The 16,671-nt window shown below is 68.1% G+C and carries 17 protein-coding genes; 12 read left to right on the top strand and 5 right to left on the bottom strand.

Features of this window, described 5'->3' with window-relative positions:
• Window positions 1-101 precede the first annotated feature (101 nt).
• A complete protein-coding gene (locus ACWGCN_RS30165) occupies window positions 102-2,204 on the top strand; it encodes a bifunctional lysylphosphatidylglycerol flippase/synthetase MprF (RefSeq protein ID WP_452459100.1) in 2,103 nt (700 codons plus the stop codon).
• Window positions 2,205-2,221: 17 nt separating this feature from the next.
• On the opposite strand, the gene ACWGCN_RS30160 is transcribed toward ACWGCN_RS30165, so the two are convergent.
• Entirely contained in the window at window positions 2,222-2,914 is a 693-nt protein-coding gene (locus ACWGCN_RS30160; RefSeq protein WP_452459101.1) for a pyridoxamine 5'-phosphate oxidase family protein, read from the bottom strand.
• A 79-nt stretch (window positions 2,915-2,993) separates the two neighbouring features.
• On the opposite strand from ACWGCN_RS30160, the gene pdxR reads away from it, so the two are divergent.
• From pdxR to ACWGCN_RS30145, 3 genes are read left to right on the top strand one after another with little or no spacing between them, the layout of a single operon-like run.
• Window positions 2,994-4,388, top strand: coding sequence for a MocR-like pyridoxine biosynthesis transcription factor PdxR (gene pdxR / locus ACWGCN_RS30155; protein WP_452459102.1), 1,395 nt, complete (start codon window positions 2,994-2,996; stop codon window positions 4,386-4,388).
• Between the two features lie 50 nt (window positions 4,389-4,438).
• Window positions 4,439-4,684 carry a DUF2630 family protein gene (locus ACWGCN_RS30150; RefSeq protein ID WP_101465668.1) on the top strand — a complete coding sequence of 82 codons (246 nt, stop codon included), beginning with the start codon at window positions 4,439-4,441 and terminating at the stop codon, window positions 4,682-4,684.
• A complete protein-coding gene (locus ACWGCN_RS30145; RefSeq protein WP_452459103.1) occupies window positions 4,681-6,126 on the top strand; it encodes a dihydrolipoyl dehydrogenase family protein in 1,446 nt (481 codons plus the stop codon). Before ACWGCN_RS30150 ends, ACWGCN_RS30145 begins: the two co-directional genes overlap by 4 nt.
• On the opposite strand, the gene ACWGCN_RS30140 is transcribed toward ACWGCN_RS30145, so the two are convergent.
• Both ACWGCN_RS30140 and cobF read right to left on the bottom strand, forming a co-directional pair.
• Window positions 6,119-6,988: an Fpg/Nei family DNA glycosylase gene (locus ACWGCN_RS30140; RefSeq protein ID WP_378993308.1), complete on the bottom strand. Its 870-nt coding sequence runs from the start codon at window positions 6,986-6,988 to the stop codon at window positions 6,119-6,121. The genes ACWGCN_RS30145 and ACWGCN_RS30140 overlap by 8 nt on opposite strands.
• Before the next feature lie 18 nt (window positions 6,989-7,006).
• The gene (gene cobF / locus ACWGCN_RS30135) at window positions 7,007-7,765 is read right to left on the bottom strand and encodes a precorrin-6A synthase (deacetylating) (RefSeq protein ID WP_452459104.1); all 759 of its coding nucleotides are present in this window, start codon (window positions 7,763-7,765) and stop codon (window positions 7,007-7,009) included.
• A 58-nt stretch (window positions 7,766-7,823) separates the two neighbouring features.
• Here cobF and ACWGCN_RS30130 point away from each other — a divergent pair, with 58 nt between their 5' ends.
• The 6 genes from ACWGCN_RS30130 to ACWGCN_RS30105 all read left to right on the top strand — a co-directional run bounded on the left by ACWGCN_RS30130 (window position 7,824) and on the right by ACWGCN_RS30105 (window position 12,094).
• Window positions 7,824-8,627 carry a thymidylate synthase gene (locus tag ACWGCN_RS30130; protein WP_378993310.1) on the top strand — a complete coding sequence of 268 codons (804 nt, stop codon included), beginning with the start codon at window positions 7,824-7,826 and terminating at the stop codon, window positions 8,625-8,627.
• Entirely contained in the window at window positions 8,624-9,109 is a 486-nt protein-coding gene (locus tag ACWGCN_RS30125; protein WP_378993312.1) for a dihydrofolate reductase, read from the top strand. Before ACWGCN_RS30130 ends, ACWGCN_RS30125 begins: the two co-directional genes overlap by 4 nt.
• 104 nt (window positions 9,110-9,213) lie before the next feature.
• Window positions 9,214-9,540 carry a cupin domain-containing protein gene (locus tag ACWGCN_RS30120; RefSeq protein ID WP_101465662.1) on the top strand — a complete coding sequence of 109 codons (327 nt, stop codon included), beginning with the start codon at window positions 9,214-9,216 and terminating at the stop codon, window positions 9,538-9,540.
• 77 nt (window positions 9,541-9,617) lie between these two features.
• Entirely contained in the window at window positions 9,618-10,673 is a 1,056-nt protein-coding gene (locus ACWGCN_RS30115) for a Dyp-type peroxidase (RefSeq protein WP_379313120.1), read from the top strand.
• Window positions 10,674-11,471, top strand: a complete 798-nt coding sequence (locus ACWGCN_RS30110; RefSeq protein WP_378993315.1) for a family 1 encapsulin nanocompartment shell protein — start codon at window positions 10,674-10,676, stop codon at window positions 11,469-11,471. It abuts the gene before it with no gap.
• A gap of 95 nt (window positions 11,472-11,566) precedes the next feature.
• Window positions 11,567-12,094, top strand: a complete 528-nt coding sequence (locus tag ACWGCN_RS30105; RefSeq protein ID WP_101465660.1) for a hypothetical protein — start codon at window positions 11,567-11,569, stop codon at window positions 12,092-12,094.
• Window positions 12,095-12,100: 6 nt separating this feature from the next.
• Here ACWGCN_RS30105 and ACWGCN_RS30100 read toward each other — a convergent pair whose 3' ends face one another.
• Window positions 12,101-13,021 carry a GlxA family transcriptional regulator gene (locus ACWGCN_RS30100; protein WP_378993316.1) on the bottom strand — a complete coding sequence of 307 codons (921 nt, stop codon included), beginning with the start codon at window positions 13,019-13,021 and terminating at the stop codon, window positions 12,101-12,103.
• Window positions 13,022-13,224: 203 nt separating this feature from the next.
• Here ACWGCN_RS30100 and ACWGCN_RS30095 point away from each other — a divergent pair, with 203 nt between their 5' ends.
• Window positions 13,225-14,046, top strand: a complete 822-nt coding sequence (locus tag ACWGCN_RS30095; protein WP_452459105.1) for an alpha/beta fold hydrolase — start codon at window positions 13,225-13,227, stop codon at window positions 14,044-14,046.
• A 37-nt stretch (window positions 14,047-14,083) separates the two neighbouring features.
• On the opposite strand, the gene ACWGCN_RS30090 is transcribed toward ACWGCN_RS30095, so the two are convergent.
• Window positions 14,084-14,755: a TetR/AcrR family transcriptional regulator gene (locus ACWGCN_RS30090; RefSeq protein ID WP_378993320.1), complete on the bottom strand. Its 672-nt coding sequence runs from the start codon at window positions 14,753-14,755 to the stop codon at window positions 14,084-14,086.
• Between the two features lie 217 nt (window positions 14,756-14,972).
• Here ACWGCN_RS30090 and ACWGCN_RS30085 point away from each other — a divergent pair, with 217 nt between their 5' ends.
• A complete protein-coding gene (locus ACWGCN_RS30085; protein ID WP_452459106.1) occupies window positions 14,973-16,508 on the top strand; it encodes an amino acid permease in 1,536 nt (511 codons plus the stop codon).
• The last annotated feature ends 163 nt before the right edge of the window (window positions 16,509-16,671 follow it).

Below are 16,671 nucleotides of genomic sequence, written 5' to 3'. Positions count from 1 at the left end.
CCTGGCGCGCGCATCGCGGTCCTGGTACGACCGCGATGACATACGGTACACAGACGACCTCACCGCGCCGGTGCGGCGCACTCGCAGCAAAGGGTGGTTCTATGAACGACAACGCGGCTGCCCCCGAATCGGCGCCCTCGCGCGGCGTCACCATGGCGCACACTGTGATCCGCCGGATGCCGTTCACCCTCGGCTTCCTCGTCGTGGTCGCGATCCTCGGCATCGCCGGCGGTGGTCTGTGGCGCAGGCTCGACGAGCGTTCCTGGTATCCCGATATCGCCTACGGCTGGCCGCCGCTCACCGAGGGCAAGTGGTGGACGCCGCTGTCCGGCTGGTTCTTCGGACTCACCCCCTTCCAATACTTCTGCATGACAGTCATTTTCGCGGCGGCAGTCGGTTGGACGGAGTGGCGGCTCGGCACCGTGCGCACCGCACTGGTCTGTCTGTCGGGCCAGCTGATCGGCATTCTCGGCGCGTCGGTGACGGTAGGGCTGCTGGCCCACACCCATCTCGGTTGGGCCGACCGGCTTTCCGAGGTCCGCGATGTCGGATTCACCACGGCCGCGTTCTCGGCACTGGCCGCGGTCTCGGCAACGCTGCGGTCGCCGTGGCGCCTGCGGGTACGCGCTGTGCTGATGGCGCACGTGGCGCTCACGTTCCTGTTCGAGTCGACCTTCGCCGATCTCATGCATCTCATCGCGATCGCCGTCTGGCTGCCCGCGGGCGAAAAGCTGTTCAGCCGCACCGAACACGGCTTCTGGCCCCGCACCCGACGTGAGGTTCGCATGCTTGCCTTCATCGGCCTGCTGGTGATCGCGACGGCCTCGGTGGCGGTGTACTTCTTCCCCGGCAACAGCCTGCTCGGTCCCACCGAGAACGAACGCGGCTCGCTGTGGAGCACGATCCTGACCGTGGTGGTGATCACGGTGGTGGCCGAGCAACTGCGGAAAGGCAGGCACTGGGCGTGGTGGGGCACTCTCGCCTACGGCCTGCTGCACGTGGTGTTCACGCTGGTGCTGCTCGGCGTGGCCATCGGCACCGACTTCGAGACCGAAGGCGCGGTGACCTTCGGAACAGGTCTGCTGTGGGCGGTCGAGGTGGCGCTGCTCTACAGCGGCCGCGGCGCGTTCCGGGTGCCCGTGCGGCGCAAGATCACCGACGGCGCACTCACCGGCACCGATCCCGGACATGCGGTGCGCGCCTTGCTCGCGCGCTACGGCGGCAGCACCATGTCGTGGATGACGACCTGGCCGGAGAACAAATACTGGTTCGCCGCCGACGGTGAACGCTGCGTCGCCTATCAGCGTCACGCGGGCACTGTCATCGTGCTCACCGATCCGATCGGCCCCGCGGATCTCCTCTCCGCCACCATCGCCGGGTTCACCGATCGCTGCGAAGCCGACGGACTCGTCCCGTGCCTGTTCTCCACCACCGAGACGGTCGCCGAGATCGCGGGCGAACTCGGCTGGCGCAGTGTGCAGATCGCCGAGGACACCATCGTCGACCTGCCGCAGCTCGAGTTCAAGGGCAAGGCGTGGCAGGACATCCGGTCCGCGATCAACAAGGCGAACAAGGAGGGCATCGAGTTCCGGCTCGTCGAGCTGGCCGACGAACCGTTCGCGGTGATCGCCCAGGTGCGCGCCATCTCCGAGGAGTGGGTGGGCGAAAAGGGGCTGCCCGAAATGGGATTCACCCTCGGCGGCGTGGAGGAGGCACTCGACCCGGCCGTGCGGGTGGGGCTGGCCGTCGACGCCAAGGGCAGCGTGCACGGCGTCACCTCGTGGTTGCCCGTCTACGGCCCCGGCGACGAGATCCGCGGCTGGACCCTCGACGTGATGCGCAGGCGCCCCGGCGGTTTCCGGCCGGTGGTGGAATTTCTCATCGCCTCGTCCTGCCAGGAGTTCAAAGAGGAAGGCGCCGAGATCGTTTCGCTCTCGGGCGCACCGTTGGCGCGCAGTGCGAGGACCGACGGTGCCGAGCCCATCGACCGTCTGCTCGAAGGGCTCGGCGCCGCGATGGAGCCGTATTACGGCTTCCGGTCACTGCATACGTTCAAGGCCAAGTTCCAGCCCCGCCACGAGCCGGTGTACCTGTGCTACCGCGACGAGGCAGACTTGCCCCGCATCGGCATCGCTCTGACGAAGGCATACCTACCCGAGGTCTCGGCCAAGGATCTGATGACTCTCGGAGCGTCCGGCAAATAGACGCCGACGCGCGGATCTCAACGCGCGGGCACCGCGACCGGCGTAACCCGGGCGCTGACGTCAGCGGGTACGTCGATGCCGGGTTCGAGGTCGCCGGCCGGGATCGGCTCGCCCCACACCTGACGCAGCGGCAATACGCCCGCCCACACACCGCCGGTCGCGATATCGCCCTCGTCGTCGTTCGGCCCGCCCGAACGCACCTTCACCGAGGCCTCGGTGAGGTCGAGCGCGAGCACCATCGTCGCCGCCATCTCCTTGCGGTTGGGCGGGCGCACCCGATCCCAGGCGCCGGGCGCGGCGTGCTCGACGATCACCCGCAGCGCGTTGTCGCGCTCGGCCTCGTCGGTGACCAGCACCGCCCTGCCCCGGATCACCGCGGAGCGGTAGTTCATCGAGAAGTGCATGGCCGAGCGCGCGTACACCAGCCCGTCGACGTGGGTCACCGTCAGGCAGATGTCGGTGTCGATCGCGGCGCGCATATTGCCCGCGCCGGTGGATCCGTGCAGGTAGAGGGTGTCGCCGACGCGACCGTAGATGGTGGGCAGCGCCACGGGCGAGCCACCGAGCAGCACGCCGAGGTGGCAGACCAGGCCCGCGTCGAGCACCGCGTCCAGTGCCGCGCGGTCGGTGGCGCCGCGTTCCTTGGAGCGCGTCAGCGTGGTGCGCGGGGTCGGTGACAGGGGGTTGCGGTTGACGTCGTGCGTGCTCATAAGATGAGCTTCGCCGAAGAAGTGGACTGCGCGTAGGTCCAATCCAACAGAATTTCAACAGGCCAATTCCAGGTGGACGATGCTCGACGACCTTCCGATCCCGCTCGACCGCACCGCCCCCGAACCGCTGTCGGTGCAGGTGGCCGATGCCCTGCGCGCCGCGGCGACCGATCGGGTGCTGCGCATCGGCGACCGTCTACCGTCCTCGCGCGCCCTGGCGCAGCGGCTCGGCGTGAGCCGGGCGGTGGTGGCGGGCGCCTACGACCAATTGCACGCGGAAGGCTGGCTCACCGGCAAACACGGCTCCGGCACCTACCTCAGCACCGCCCCCGCCACCGCGCCACCGTCCACCGGCGCGGGCCACGGTGCCGATCCCGACGCGGGCCTGCTCGATCTGGGTCCGGGCGCACCGTGCGCCGAGGCGGTCGACTCCGCCGCCTGGCGCCGCGCGTGGCGGGCGGCCGGCGACCAAGCTCCCGAGGCCCGCAAGAACCGTGCGGGCGAACCGGACTTCCGGGCGGCGGTCGCCGATCACCTCCTGCGCCATCGAGGACTGGCGGCAGGCGCCGGATCGGTGGTGCTGGCCACCGCCGGTACCAGCGCGGCGGTGGGTGAGCTCGCCACCGCGCTGCTCCGTCCCGGCGACACCGTCGCCATCGAGGATCCCGGCTACCTACGCGCCGTCGGCGCGCTGCGAGCCGTGGGCATCGAGGTGCTGCCGGTGCCCGTCGACGCCGGGGGTTTGTGTGTGGATCGGATTCCGCCCGGGGTCCGCGCGGTGTATTGCACACCGGCACACCAGTTCCCGATCGGTGCGATGATGCCCGCAGCGCGCCGGGTCGAGCTCATCGAATTCGCGAGAAGAACCGGAGCTTTCATCATCGAAGACGACTACGACGGCGAATTGCGTTACGACACAGCACCATTACCGCTGCTCGCGGCGATGGCGCCGGATGTCGTCGTCCATCTCGGCACCACCAGCAAGATCATCGCCACCACCCTCGGCGTGGGCTGGCTCGTCGCCCGCCCCGACATCACCGACGCGGTGCTGGCCCATCGCGCGGAGATCGGCAGTTCCCCGAGCCCCGCCGGGCAACGGATCCTCAGCGAATTCGCCCGCCACGGCGACCTGTCCCGGCACCTGCGCCGGCTCCGCAGAGTCGTCCCGCCACGACGCGCCCTGGTCGTCGACGCGCTCACCCGCCGCGGGCTCCCCGTCATCGGCGACGACGCGGGCTCACACGTCGTCGTCGAACTCCCCGGTCCCGCCGCCGAGCGCCACGCCGTCGACGCCGCCCGCGCCCGCGGCGTCCTGCTCGACGGTCTGGCCCGCCACCACCTCGGCGAACCACACCACTTCGGCATCGCCATCGGCTATACCGCGCTGAACAGCACCGACCTCGCCCGCGCCATGCCCATCGCGGCCCGCTGCCTCGCCGAAGCAGCACGCCCCGCCGGACCCGCGCGGTCGTAGCATGGACCAGGAACCGGCACGACCCCTCCGACTATCGAAGTGGTGAGAGCATGACCGATCAGGACATTCTGGCGCGGATCAAACAGCTGGTCGACGACGAGCACTCGCTGCGAGCCAAGGCCACCGCGGGCGAGATCGACCCGGTAGCCGAACGCAAGCAGCTGGCCGAACTGGAAGTGATGCTCGATCAGGCCTGGGATCTGTTGCGGCAGCGGCGCGCCCGCAGCGGCTCCGGCGAATCTCCCGAGGACACCGGGCTGCGTTCCCCCCGTGAGGTCGAGGGCTATCTGCAGTGACCGAGCTCGAGTACGACGTCATCGTCATCGGCGCGGGCCCGGCGGGTGAGAACGCCGCCGCCTACGCCATCGCGGGCAGCGACCGCACCGCCGCCCTGGTCGAGCGGGAACTGTTCGGCGGCGAATGCAGCTACTGGGCGTGCATTCCCAGCAAGGCACTGCTGCGCCCCGGCGCTGTACTCGACCTCGGCGAGGCGATGCCGGGGGTGAGCGCGAGCGGCCCGCAGGTGGCCGACATCCTCGCCCGTCGCGACGCCTTCGTGCACGACCGCGACGACAGTTCCCAGGTGGAGTGGGCGAAATCGACCGGCATCGACACCGTCCGCGGGGCCGGCCGTCTGGTCGGCGAACGACTCGTCGAGGTAACCACCGACGACGGCGTGAAGCGCTTGCGGGCCCGGCACGCCGTCGTCCTGGCGACCGGCACCACCGCCACCATTCCCGACATTCAGGGCGTGCGCGAGGCGCTGCCGTGGACCTCCCGCGACGCCACCAACCTGACCGTCGTCCCGCGCCGGGTCGCCATCATCGGCGGCGGTGTCGTCGCCTGCGAAACGGCGACCTGGCTGGCCGAACTCGGCGCCGAGGAGGTGACCCTGCTGGTCCGGGGTGACCGCCTGCTGCCGCGCAGCGAATCGTTCGCGTCCGAGCTGGTGCTGCGGGGCTTGCGTGACACCGGAATCGTCGAGGTGCGGTTCCACACCGAGCCGTTACTGGTCTCGCGCCGCGATCCCGAGGACACCGGCGTCGGCCGCCTCCACGGCGGTCCGGTCACCCTGGTGCTCGGCGACGGCGAACTCGAGGTCGACGAACTCGTCGTCGCCACCGGCCGCAGCCCCGCCACCGCGAATCTCGGCCTCGACGCGGTGGGGCTGCCCGCCGGCTATGTCGAGGTCGACGATCAGCTGACCGCGCGTGCGGTGTCCGGCGACTGGCTCTACGCCGTCGGCGACGTGAATCATCGTGTGGCGCTGACACATATGGGCAAGTACCAGGCCAGGGTGTGCGGTGACGTGATCGCCGCCCGCGCGGAGGGCAAGCCACTCGACGGCTCGCGGTTCACCGCGAGCGCCGACCATCAGCAGGTTCCCCAAGTCGTCTACACCGCACCGGAACTCGCCTCCGTGGGCCTCACCGAACACGAGGCGCGCACCGCCGGACACGCGGTGGACACCGTCGAGCTCGACATCGCCGTCGCGGGGTCCGCGCTCTCGCGTGACGACTTCCACGGCCGCGCGAAACTCGTGATCGATACCGCCGCCGACCGTATTCTCGGTGCTACCTTCGTCGGCCCCGATATGGGCGAGCAGTTGCACGCGGCCACCATCGCGGTGGTGGGACGGGTGCCCATGGAGACGCTGTGGAACGCGGTGCCCGCCTTCCCCGCCGTCAGCGAATTCTGGCTCCGGCTGCTGGAAGCCTGGCGCGAGAAGACTATTTGAGCAGCCGCGACATCCGCCGGTCGGCGAGCACCTTGCCGCCGGTCTGGCAGGTGGCGCAGTACTGGAAGGACCGCTCCGCGTAGGACACCTCACGCACGGTGTCACCGCACACCGGGCACGCCTGGCCGGTTCTGGCGTGCACCCGCATGCCCGAACGCTTCTCGCCCTTCAAGCGGGCCGCGTCCTGTCCCACCGAACGATCGACCGCGTCGAGCAGCACCGTGCGCATCGCGGTGTACAAGTGCGAAACCTTCTCCGCGGACATCGTTCTGGTGTTCGCGAACGGGGAGATCTTCGCGGTGTGCAGAATCTCGTCGGAATAGGCATTGCCGATTCCGGCGATCAGAGTCTGATCCACGATCGCGGTCTTGATTCGCTGCGATGTACTTTTCAGCAGCGCGGCGAATTCGTCCTCGGTCAGTCCGAGCGCGTCGGGTCCGAGCCGCGCGATCCCCGGCACCAGCATCGGATCCTCGACGACATACACCGCCAGCCGTTTCTTCGTCCCCGCCTCGGTCAGGTCGATCGCGGGTGTGGCGCCCTCGGGCGTGAAGAAATGCACGCGCAGCGCCAGCGGGCTCTTACCGCCCGGCTTGGGTGGCAACGGATTCGGCTCATCGACCCAGCGCAACCATCCGCCGCGCGACAAATGGGTGATCAGCCACAGTCCGCCACAATCCATTCCGAGGAATTTCCCCCACCGTCCCGCACCGGTGACATCGCGGCCGGACAACGCGGTGACCGGCGGATCGAACGTCTTCACCGCGCTCAACGCCGCCACGTCCACACGGCCGACCACAGCGCCGACGGCATGATCCCGAAGGAACTGCGCCAACGCCTCAATTTCCGGCAGTTCGGGCACGGTTGCCAGTTTAGCTATTCATCGTGCGTCGGCGCGGGATCCGTCGCGGAGCAGATAGACATCCATGATCCAGCCTTTGTCCGCGCGCAGTTCCGCACGGCGGGCCACGATGCGGCTTTCGACTTCGCGCAGATCGCCTTCGATCAGGATTTCGTCGGGCATGCCGAGGTAGGCGCCCCACCAGATATGGATGTCGTCGCCACGAACCTCGGTGAACGAGCATTCACCGTCCAGCATCACCACGGTCGATCCGGGTCCGAGCCCTTCTTCGCGCAGTCTGCGCCCCGTCGTGACGTGGACGGACTCACCGATCCGGTGCAGCACCATGCGGTGCCGGGCGGCCAGCGCGGCGATGCTGGTGACGCCGGGGATCACCTCGTAGTCGAAGTCGGCGCGCCCGCGCCCCAGCACGTGCTCGACCATGCGCAGGGTGCTGTCGTAGAGCGCTGGATCTCCCCACACGAGGATCGCGCCGATGCCGTCCACCTGGTCGAACGCGGCTTCGAGGAGCTCGGAGCGCCGTTCGTGCCAATCCACGACGACACCGGCGTAGTCGGCGGGAGTGCGCTCACGCGGCGGATCGGTGATCTCGATGATCCGATGCGGCGTGTCCACGTGTTCGGCCAGGATCGTGGTACGCACGTCGACCAGTTCCTGTTTCTCGGTGCCCTTGCCGATCACGAAGAAGGCCTCGGCCTTTCGCATGGCCTTGATCGCCTGCACCGTCACCTGGTCGGGGTCGCCGGCGCCGATGCCGATCACGTAGAGCTTGCGCATAGCCGAAGAGCTTGCCAGGTGCCGATCCACCGAGCCGACCCCCGTAGAATCGCGAGACGTGGCCACCCCTGATACGCAGTACGAGGATCTGCTCCGGCACGTGCTGGAGCGAGGCACGCCAAAAGCCGATCGCACCGGCACCGGAACCCGCAGCATCTTCGGTCACCAGCTGCGCTACGACCTGGCCGAGTCCTTCCCGCTGATCACCACCAAGCGGGTCCACATGAAGTCCATCGCCTACGAGCTGCTGTGGTTCCTGCGCGGCGACTCCAATGTCTCCTGGCTGCGCGAGCACGGCGTGACCATCTGGGACGAATGGGCCGACGCCAAGGGTGAGCTCGGCCCCGTCTACGGCGTGCAGTGGCGCTCGTGGCCCACCCCCGACGGCACCCACATCGATCAGATCGCCCAGGTGCTGCACACCCTGCGCACCGACCCCGACTCGCGCCGGATGATCGTCTCGGCCTGGAACGTGGCCGACCTGGACAAGATGGCGCTGGCCCCCTGCCACGCCTTCTTCCAGTTCTATGTCGCCGACGGCAAACTGTCCTGCCAGCTGTACCAGCGCAGCGCCGACCTGTTCCTCGGTGTGCCGTTCAATATCGCCAGCTACGCCCTGCTCACCCTGATGGTCGCCCAGCAGACCGAACTCGAGCCGGGCGAGTTCATCTGGACCGGCGGCGACGTGCACATCTACGACAATCACCTCGACCAGGTCCGCGAGCAGCTCACCCGCGAGCCCTACCCGTTCCCGACGCTGCGCCTGCGCCCGGCGACGAGCCTGTTCGACTACGCCTACGAGGACATCGAGCTGTCCGACTACAAACATCACCCCGGCATCAAGGCGCCGGTGGCGGTGTGAAGCGGATCGGCCTGATCTGGGCGCAGGCGAACGACCGGGTGATCGGCGTCGACAACACCATTCCGTGGCGGGTGCCCGAGGATATGGCGAATTTCCGCGACACCACCATGGGGCACCCGGTGATCATGGGCAGACGGACGTGGGATTCGCTGCCCGCGAGCTTTCGTCCGCTGTCCGGCCGCCGCAACATCGTAGTCACTCGCCAGACTGATTGGGCAGCCGACGGTGCCGAACGCGCCGCATCCGTACCCGACGCGCTGACGATGACCGGCGAGTCCGACACCTGGGTGGCGGGCGGCGGCGAGATCTACCGCGCCGCGCTGGCCTCGGCGACGACGCTGCTGGTCACCGAGGTCGACACCACCGTGGCGGGCGATGCGTTCGCCCCGGTCATCGGCCCGGAATGGCATGCGGACGACACCCCGTGGCTGACCTCGAAAACCGGTCTGCGCTACCGCATTCGCCACTACACCCGCGGCTGACAACACACAGCTAACGGTCGCGGCAAAACGCCCGAACGCGTGGGCACCGTCGGGCATACTCCTGGCAAGACCTGCCCGCGAGATGCCTGCGAAAGGCCCGATCCATGGACAAGAAATCGCTGACCGCCGTGGCCCGTCAACAGCTCAAGCTGGCGGCCACGTCGACGAGCGGCCGGAGTTCGCAAACCCTCATCGGCGGCCACACCCACGCGCTGCGCCAGACGGTCGTCGCACTCGCCGAGGGACAGAGCCTGGCCGAACACGACAATGCGGGCGATGCCACCATCCAGGTGCTCTCCGGCACGCTGGTGCTGATCGCGGGCACCGACGAGTGGAAGGGTTCGGCGGGCGATCTCATCGTGGTGCCGCGCGCCCGGCACAGCGTCAAAGCTGTCGACGACGTCACATTTTTGCTGACCGTCGCGAAATAGCAGGTCGATCGTCCGAATTGCTTGACACCGCGAGGTGTTGATCAAACCTGTCGGCACGGAGCCGTACTGTGGACGCCATGGGTGAGCCACAGCCGATCCTCGATCCACTCACGCCGTCCGCGATTTTCCTTGTCGCCACCATCGACTCCGGTGGCGAATCCGCGGTCCGCGACCTCTTGGCAGATCTCTCCGGATTGCGCCGTTCGATCGGTTTCCGGGTGCCCGGTGAAGGATTGACCTGCGTCACCTCGATCGGCTCCGCGGCCTGGGACCGGCTCTTCGTCGGCCCGAAACCCGCTGAGCTGCACGATTTCCCGGGTTACAACGGCCCGATCCACAGCGCACCGGCCACCCCTGGCGACCTGTTCTTCCATATCAAAGGCGAAACTCAGGGCCCGTGCTTCGAACTCGCCATGGTGATCGGCGCTCGCCTCAAAGGCGCGGCGACCATCGTCGACGAGACGATCGGCTTTCGCTATTTCGAGCAGCGCGACCTGCTCGGCTTCGTCGACGGTACCGAGAACCCGGAGGGCCCGAGCGCGGCCTCGGCGGCGCTGATCGGCGACGAGGACCCCGAGTTCACCGGCGGTAGCTACGTGGTCGTGCAGAAGTACACCCACCCGCTCGACCAGTGGAACGCATTGTCGATCGAGGAACAGGAGCGGGTGATCGGGCGGACCAAGCTCGCCGACTACGAACTGCCCGACGACGTGAAACCCGCCGACTCGCACGTCGCGGTGAACACCATCACCGAAGCCGACGGCACCGAACGCCAGATCGTGCGCGCCAATATGCCGTTCGGCACCATCGGCACCGGCGAGTTCGGCACCTACTACGTTGCCTACGCCGCCACCCCGAGCGTCACCGAACGCATGCTCGAACGGATGTTCCTCGGTACCGACGAGGCCGCCTACGACCGCATCCTCGACTTCTCTTTCGCCGTGACCGGCACGCTCTTCTTCACTCCCACCGTGGATTTCCTCGATGACCTGCCCGACGCACCCGACACGGCGGCCACCGAGATCGAGCCGGCGACACTGCCCGAAATCGTCCCCGTCGAACGTGCGAACGCGGCGGCAGCCGCTCGCTCGGACGGCTCCCTCGCAATCGGCACGATGAAAAGGAGTAATTGAATGAACAACCTGCATCGCGAACTCGCGCCGATCACCGGCGAAGCCTGGTCGCAGATCGAGGAGGAGGCGACCCGCACGTTCAAGCGCAATATCGCCGGTCGCCGGGTCGTCGACGTGTCGGGACCGCACGGTTTCGACTTCTCGGCCCGCAACCTCGGCCGGATCACCTCGATCGCCTCGCCCGACGACGGCGTGCAGGCTCATCAGCGCCTGATCCAACCGGTTATCGAGCTGCGGGTGCCGTTCACCCTGCAACGCTCCGAGCTCGACGACATCGAGCGCGGGGCGGGCGACGCCGACCTCGACAACCTCAAGGACGCCGCGCAGAAGATCGCCTTCGCCGAAGACCGTGCGATCTTCGAGAGCTACGCCGCCGCGGGCATCACCGGGATCCGCGATGCCGCCTCGAACTCCCCCGTCGCGCTGCCGAGCAACGTCGTCGACATTCCCGATGCCATCTCGCACGCCCTCACCGGCCTGCGCCTGGCCGGCGTGCAGGGCCCGTATTCGGTGGTGCTCAGCGCCGAGCTGTACACCCAGGTCAGCGAGACCTCCGATCACGGTCACCCGATCCGGACCCACATCGAGCGGCTGATCGACGGCGAGATCATCTGGGCGCCGGCGATCTCCGGCGGTTTCGCGCTCACCACCCGCGGCGGCGACTTCGAGCTCGCGCTGGGCCAGGACCTGTCGATCGGCTACCTCAGCCACGATGCCGAGACGGTGCAGCTGTACTTCCAGGAGACCTTCACCTTCCTCGTCGAGACCTCGGAGGCAGCGGTGTCGCTCGGCTCGTGAGTCCGCGGCGGTGCGCACCGCTAGGGTGAGCCACGAATCGTGATTCGCCGATCGGCGCGAGCATCGGGCCCGGCGAGCTGGAGAGGGAGGTCCGCATGTCGGTCGTGCGTGCCGGTGTGGTGTCCACCAGGCGGAGTCTGTTCTATTGCTTGATCGCGGTCCTGGTCACCACGGGCGTCGTCGGGTTGTTCCTGGCGATGTTCGGGGTGAACCGGGTGATCACCGGCCTGCTGGTCGGGGCGGTGGGCGGGTTCGCGGTGGGTGTCGCGCTGTTCGTCCGTGATGTCATCGAACTGCACGAGCACGCCATCTACGCGCGGACCCCGTTCCGCTCGTCGACCGTGCCGTGGGACCGTGTCGTCGCCGGCCGCTTCACCCTCGACGAGCACGCCCGCTGGGCACTGGCACTCGACCTGAACGGCGAGTCGGCCGACGAGCTCGTACTGCTGTCCATCCCGCCGGTGATCCGCCCCGTCACCGGCGCCTACGACATGCGCAAGCGCGAACAGGTGAGCGAGATCCGGGAAATGCTGCGCGCCAAACGAATCCCGATCACCGTGCTGCCCGAGATCGCGGGCGCGCTCAACCAGCACTGGCAGATCGCCCCGCCGACCGCCCGCTGAGACCCGCTACGCACTCGCCTCGGATTCGAACCTGCGCCGGTAGTCCGAGGGCGACACCCCGAGCCGCGCCACAAAGGCCCGGCGTAGCGCCTCGGCGCTGGCGAAACCCGCGCCGGAGGCGGCCCGGCTCACCGAACTGCCGGCTTCGAGCTCGGCCCGGGCGAGATCGAAGCGCACATTCGCCGCGTACTCGGCCGGGCTGAGCCCGGTCTCCTCGGTGAACAGGCGGGTGAGGTGGCGGACGCTCACATTGACGTATCGCGCCAGGTCCACCACGCTGTGCCGCGCGGCGGGGTCCCTGGCGATCAGGTCGGTGACCACGCGCACCGGACCGGGCGGCAGGGCGACGGCGCGCATGGGCGTCGAGAACTGGGTCTGCCCGCCGGAACGCTGCAGATAGACGAGAAGCCCCTGAGCGACCTGGCGAGCGATGTCGCTGCCCAGATCGTCCGCCACCAGTGCGAGCGCGAGGTCGATGCCCGCCGCGACGCCCGCCGAGGTCGCGATGTCGTTGTCCCGCACGAAGATCCGGTCCGCCTGCACATCGATCCGGGGATACCGGCGGGCGAGCTCGGCGGCGAATTTCCAGTGCGTGGTCGCGCTTCGGCCGTCCAGCATCCCGAGTTCGGCCAGCACGAAGGCGCCACTGCAGATGGAAACAACCCGACGACTGCGCGCCGCGAGAACGCGAGCGGCCTCGACCAGATCGGGACGTACGAACTCGGCGGGGCGCACTTCGCTGCCGGGCACCACGAGCGTGTCGAGCGGGGGCGCGTCCGCCACGGAAGTCGTCACAGCAACTCCCTGGCCCACCGAGCTGTGCACCGGTGCGCCCGTGGGCGAGATCAGCACGATCTCGTAGGCATCGGCGAACTGATTCGCCTCGACGAATACCTCTGCGGGACCGACGTAGTCGAGCGCCTTCACCCCGTCGAACAGGAGAAACCCGATACGCCGTGTACCACTGGATGCACTGTGACGTAGGCGATTCCGGGGTGTGGACATGCCGATAAATCTAATACTCGGCCGGAATGGCGGGATCTTCGGCCGTTCCGGTGGGCGACAGCGCACCGGCGCTCGACAACTATGGGCAACCTATTCCTCCGCATCTCCGACAGGAGCACAGCACAATGCCCTACTTCACCACCACCGACGGCACCGAGATCTATTTCTCCGATTGGGGCACCGGACGACCTGTGGTGTTCAGCCACGGCTGGCCGCTGAGCTCCGACGCGTGGGCGCTGGAGCGCAAGACCTTCGCCGACGCGGGCTACCGCGTCATCGCACACGACCGCCGCGGTCACGGCCGCTCCTCGCAGCCGTGGCAGGGCAACGACATGGACACCTACGCGCGCGATCTCGCCGAGCTGATCGAGTCGCTCGACCTGCGCGATGTCATCGTGGTCGGGCACTCGACCGGAGGCGGCGAAGTAGTGCGTTACGCCGCCCAGCACGGTGTGGACCGGGTCGCCAAGGTCGTCACCATCGGCGCGGTCCCGCCGATCATGGTCGTCACCGAGGCCTATCCCGACGGCCTGCCGATGGAGGTGTTCGACAATATCCGCGCCGGGGTGCTCAGCGACCGCTCCAGCTTCTATCAGGAGCTCGCCCCCTCGTTCTTCGGCTTCAACCGCGAGGGCGCCGTCGTCTCGAAGGGCGCGCAGGACGACTTCTGGCGCCAGGGCATGCTCGCGGGGATCCAGGCCGCCTACGAGTGTGTCGCCGCGTTCTCCGCGACCGACTTCACCGAGGATCTGAAGGCCCTGAAGGTGCCGGTCTTCATCGCGCACGGCGACGACGACCAGATCGTGCCGATCGCGAATGCGGCGCTGAAGTCGATCGAGCTCGTCGAGAACGGGACATTGAAGGTGTACGCGGGCGCACCGCACGGCGTCTTCGGCGCCTATCAGCAGGAACTCATCCAGGACATCCTGGCGTTCATCCGAAGTTGAGGTATCGCGGCGCTCCTCGCCCACCGGGTACGGCCTCTCAGGCGGGAGCGATCTCGCCCAGCCGTGCGAGGAGCGCCGCGGCCGATGCCCGCACCGTACCCGTGTCGCCCGGGTAGCCGACGATGCGCAGCACGGCGTCCGGGATGACGCGCTCGGTGTCCACGCCCGCCGCCCCCTCGTCGTACCTGATCGCGATCACCGTCTCCACCAGCCGGAACGGCAGGATCCGCGCGTCGTCGGATTCCCCCGCGGCCGTCGAGGCCGCGGCGGCCAGGCGCTCGTAGTGTCCGCGCAGTTCGTCACGTCGTCGCCGGAACGCGACGAAGCGTTCCGTGCGCAACTCCGGCAGCAGGTACAGCGCGCCCAGATTCCACCGCGCCGTCCGCAGTTGGCGCACGTCGAACAGGGCAAGCGCGTAGAGCTGGGTCGCCACGTCATCCGGTTCGGTCATCATCCGCTGCGCCAGTTCGACCGGTCCCGCCACTGTTTCGGCCAGTAGTGCGTCGAGGATGTCGTCCTTGGCGGCGAAGTGGTGATACAGCGATGCCTGCCGGATGCCGACCGCGTCGGCGACTGCCCGCGTCGAGGTGTTGGCGTACCCCTTGGTGGTGAAGAGCTCCGCCGCCGCGTCGAGGATCTCCGCGCGCGGCGTAGTTCCCTGTCTGCGCCGCTGTTCCAGCCGGGGACGCCCGGGACCGAGATTCGCCACACCGAAGATTCTGTCATCGGGCCACGACCTGCACCGCAGCGGGCAGCTCACCGGTGAGAATGCCCAGCGGTCGAATTTCTGTCATTTGACAGAAACTCAGGCAACGCAGAAGTTACCGCGGGGCGTCCAGTCGATACACGCACGACACCGTTCGAGCGATCGCGCGCGCAAAACTATCGACTGATAGATATTGGCCGAACCGCTGAAGGACTCCGACATGGCCACGACATTCGAATCCCCCGCCGCCCCACCCGAACTCGGCCGCGACAGCGCCGATCTGGCAGCCTTCGGCTACACGCCGGTCCTGCACCGCAAACTGGGGCGTTACGCGTCCTTCGCGGCAGGTTTCTCGTTCGTCTCCATCCTCACCACGATCTTCCAGTTCTTCGGCTTCGGCTATTCGTTCGGCGGCGCCGCCTTCTTCTGGACGTGGCCGCTGGTGTTCGCGGGCCAGTTCCTGGTCGCGCTGAACTTCGCCGAGCTCGCCGCCCGCTACCCGATCTCCGGCTGTATCTATCAGTGGTCACGTCGGCTGGCCGGTGGGCTGATCGGCTGGTTCGCCGGCTGGATGATGGTGATCGCGCAGGTCGTGACCGCCGCCGCGGCCGCCATCGCGCTCCAGGTGGTGCTGCCCTCGATCTGGAGCGGATTCCAGCTCATCGGCACCGACACCGCGCTCACCTCCCGCGACGGCGCGATGAACGCGGTGCTGCTCGGCAGCGTGTTGCTCGTCGTCACCACCACCATCAATGTGATCGGCATCGACCTGATGTCGAAGATCAATTCGATCGGTGTCACCGTCGAGATCGTCGGTGTGCTGGCGATCATCGCGCTGTTCTTCGCCAACACCGAGCGCGGCCCCGATGTGGTGTTCCAGACCGACCAGGCCTCCCCCGGCCCGTACTGGGCGGCATTCCTGGTCTCGGGCCTGATGGCCGCGTACGTGATGGTCGGATTCGATTCCGCCGGTGAGCTTTCCGAGGAGACCAAGAACCCGCGCAAGGTCGCTCCCCGCACCATCCTGCTCGCGCTGGCGGTCTCGGCACTGGGCGGTGGCCTCATGCTGCTCGGCGCGCTGATGGCGGCTCCGAGCCTGTCCGACGGCGAATTATCCACCGGTGGACTGGCTTACGTCATCACCTCGAAGCTCAACAGCCCCGCCGGTTCGGTGCTGCTCGGCTGTGTCGCGGTCGCGGTGATCGTGTGCACCCTCGCCATCCAGACCGCCGGCTCACGCCTGATGTTCTCGATGGCCCGCGACGGCAAACTCCCCTTCGCGAAGGCCCTCTCCACCGTGCACCCCCGCTTCGGCACCCCCGTGTGGCCCGCCGTCGCGATCGGCGCCCTCGGCATCGGCCTGCTGGTCCTGAACCTCGGCAACCCCGCCATCTTCGCCACCCTCGCCAGCGTCTGCATCGTCAGCCTGTACCTGGCCTACCTCCTGGTCACCGTGCCACTGCTGCTGCGCCGCGTCCAGGGCCTGCCCGCCCCCGACGACAAGACCCTGTTCCACCTGGGCCGCCTCGGCATCCCCGTCAACGCCCTCGCCGTCGTCTGGGGCATCGCCATGGTCATCAACCTGGCCTGGCCCCGCCCCGAGGTCTACACCCCCGCCGGCGGCAGCTGGTGGCAACTCTGGGCAGGCCCCCTGTCGGTAGCCGTAATCCTCACCACCGGCGCCATCGTCTACCGCTCGGTAGTAGCAGCCAAAACCCCTACTCCCCGCACCGAAACCGCCCCCGCCACACCCTGATCCGCCACACCCAGCCCGTCCCCGTCTTCAACAACCCACCCAACCCAGCCACCGCACTCCCGACCCCTAGGGAGGGACGGCCACGCAGTGGCCGGTCCGCGGCCGGGCCGCCGGTCAGGCGCCGGGGCGTAGGCGACGAAGGAGCAAGCCCCGGTGGCTAACC

The sequence above is a fragment of the Nocardia sp. NPDC055050 genome, assembly GCF_053608345.1.
The sequence above is the reverse complement of the archived record's forward strand: the minus strand, read 5'-3'. Positions and strand labels throughout refer to the sequence as shown.

Bases quoted from the DNA above. Each gene is read 5' to 3' on its own strand.
- cobF (WP_452459104.1), bottom strand. From the start codon at position 7,765: ATGCGCAAGCTCTACGTGATCGGCATCGGCGCCGGCGACCCCGACCAG.
- ACWGCN_RS30115 (WP_379313120.1), top strand. From the start codon at position 9,618: ATGGGTGAGCCACAGCCGATCCTCGATCCACTCACGCCGTCCGCGATT.
- pdxR (WP_452459102.1), top strand. From the start codon at position 2,994: ATGCTCGACGACCTTCCGATCCCGCTCGACCGCACCGCCCCCGAACCG.
- ACWGCN_RS30095 (WP_452459105.1), top strand. From the start codon at position 13,225: ATGCCCTACTTCACCACCACCGACGGCACCGAGATCTATTTCTCCGAT.
- ACWGCN_RS30110 (WP_378993315.1), top strand. From the start codon at position 10,674: ATGAACAACCTGCATCGCGAACTCGCGCCGATCACCGGCGAAGCCTGG.
- ACWGCN_RS30150 (WP_101465668.1), top strand. From the start codon at position 4,439: ATGACCGATCAGGACATTCTGGCGCGGATCAAACAGCTGGTCGACGAC.
- ACWGCN_RS30085 (WP_452459106.1), top strand. From the start codon at position 14,973: ATGGCCACGACATTCGAATCCCCCGCCGCCCCACCCGAACTCGGCCGC.
- ACWGCN_RS30165 (WP_452459100.1), top strand. From the start codon at position 102: ATGAACGACAACGCGGCTGCCCCCGAATCGGCGCCCTCGCGCGGCGTC.
- ACWGCN_RS30160 (WP_452459101.1), bottom strand. From the start codon at position 2,914: ATGAGCACGCACGACGTCAACCGCAACCCCCTGTCACCGACCCCGCGC.
- ACWGCN_RS30120 (WP_101465662.1), top strand. From the start codon at position 9,214: ATGGACAAGAAATCGCTGACCGCCGTGGCCCGTCAACAGCTCAAGCTG.
- ACWGCN_RS30105 (WP_101465660.1), top strand. From the start codon at position 11,567: ATGTCGGTCGTGCGTGCCGGTGTGGTGTCCACCAGGCGGAGTCTGTTC.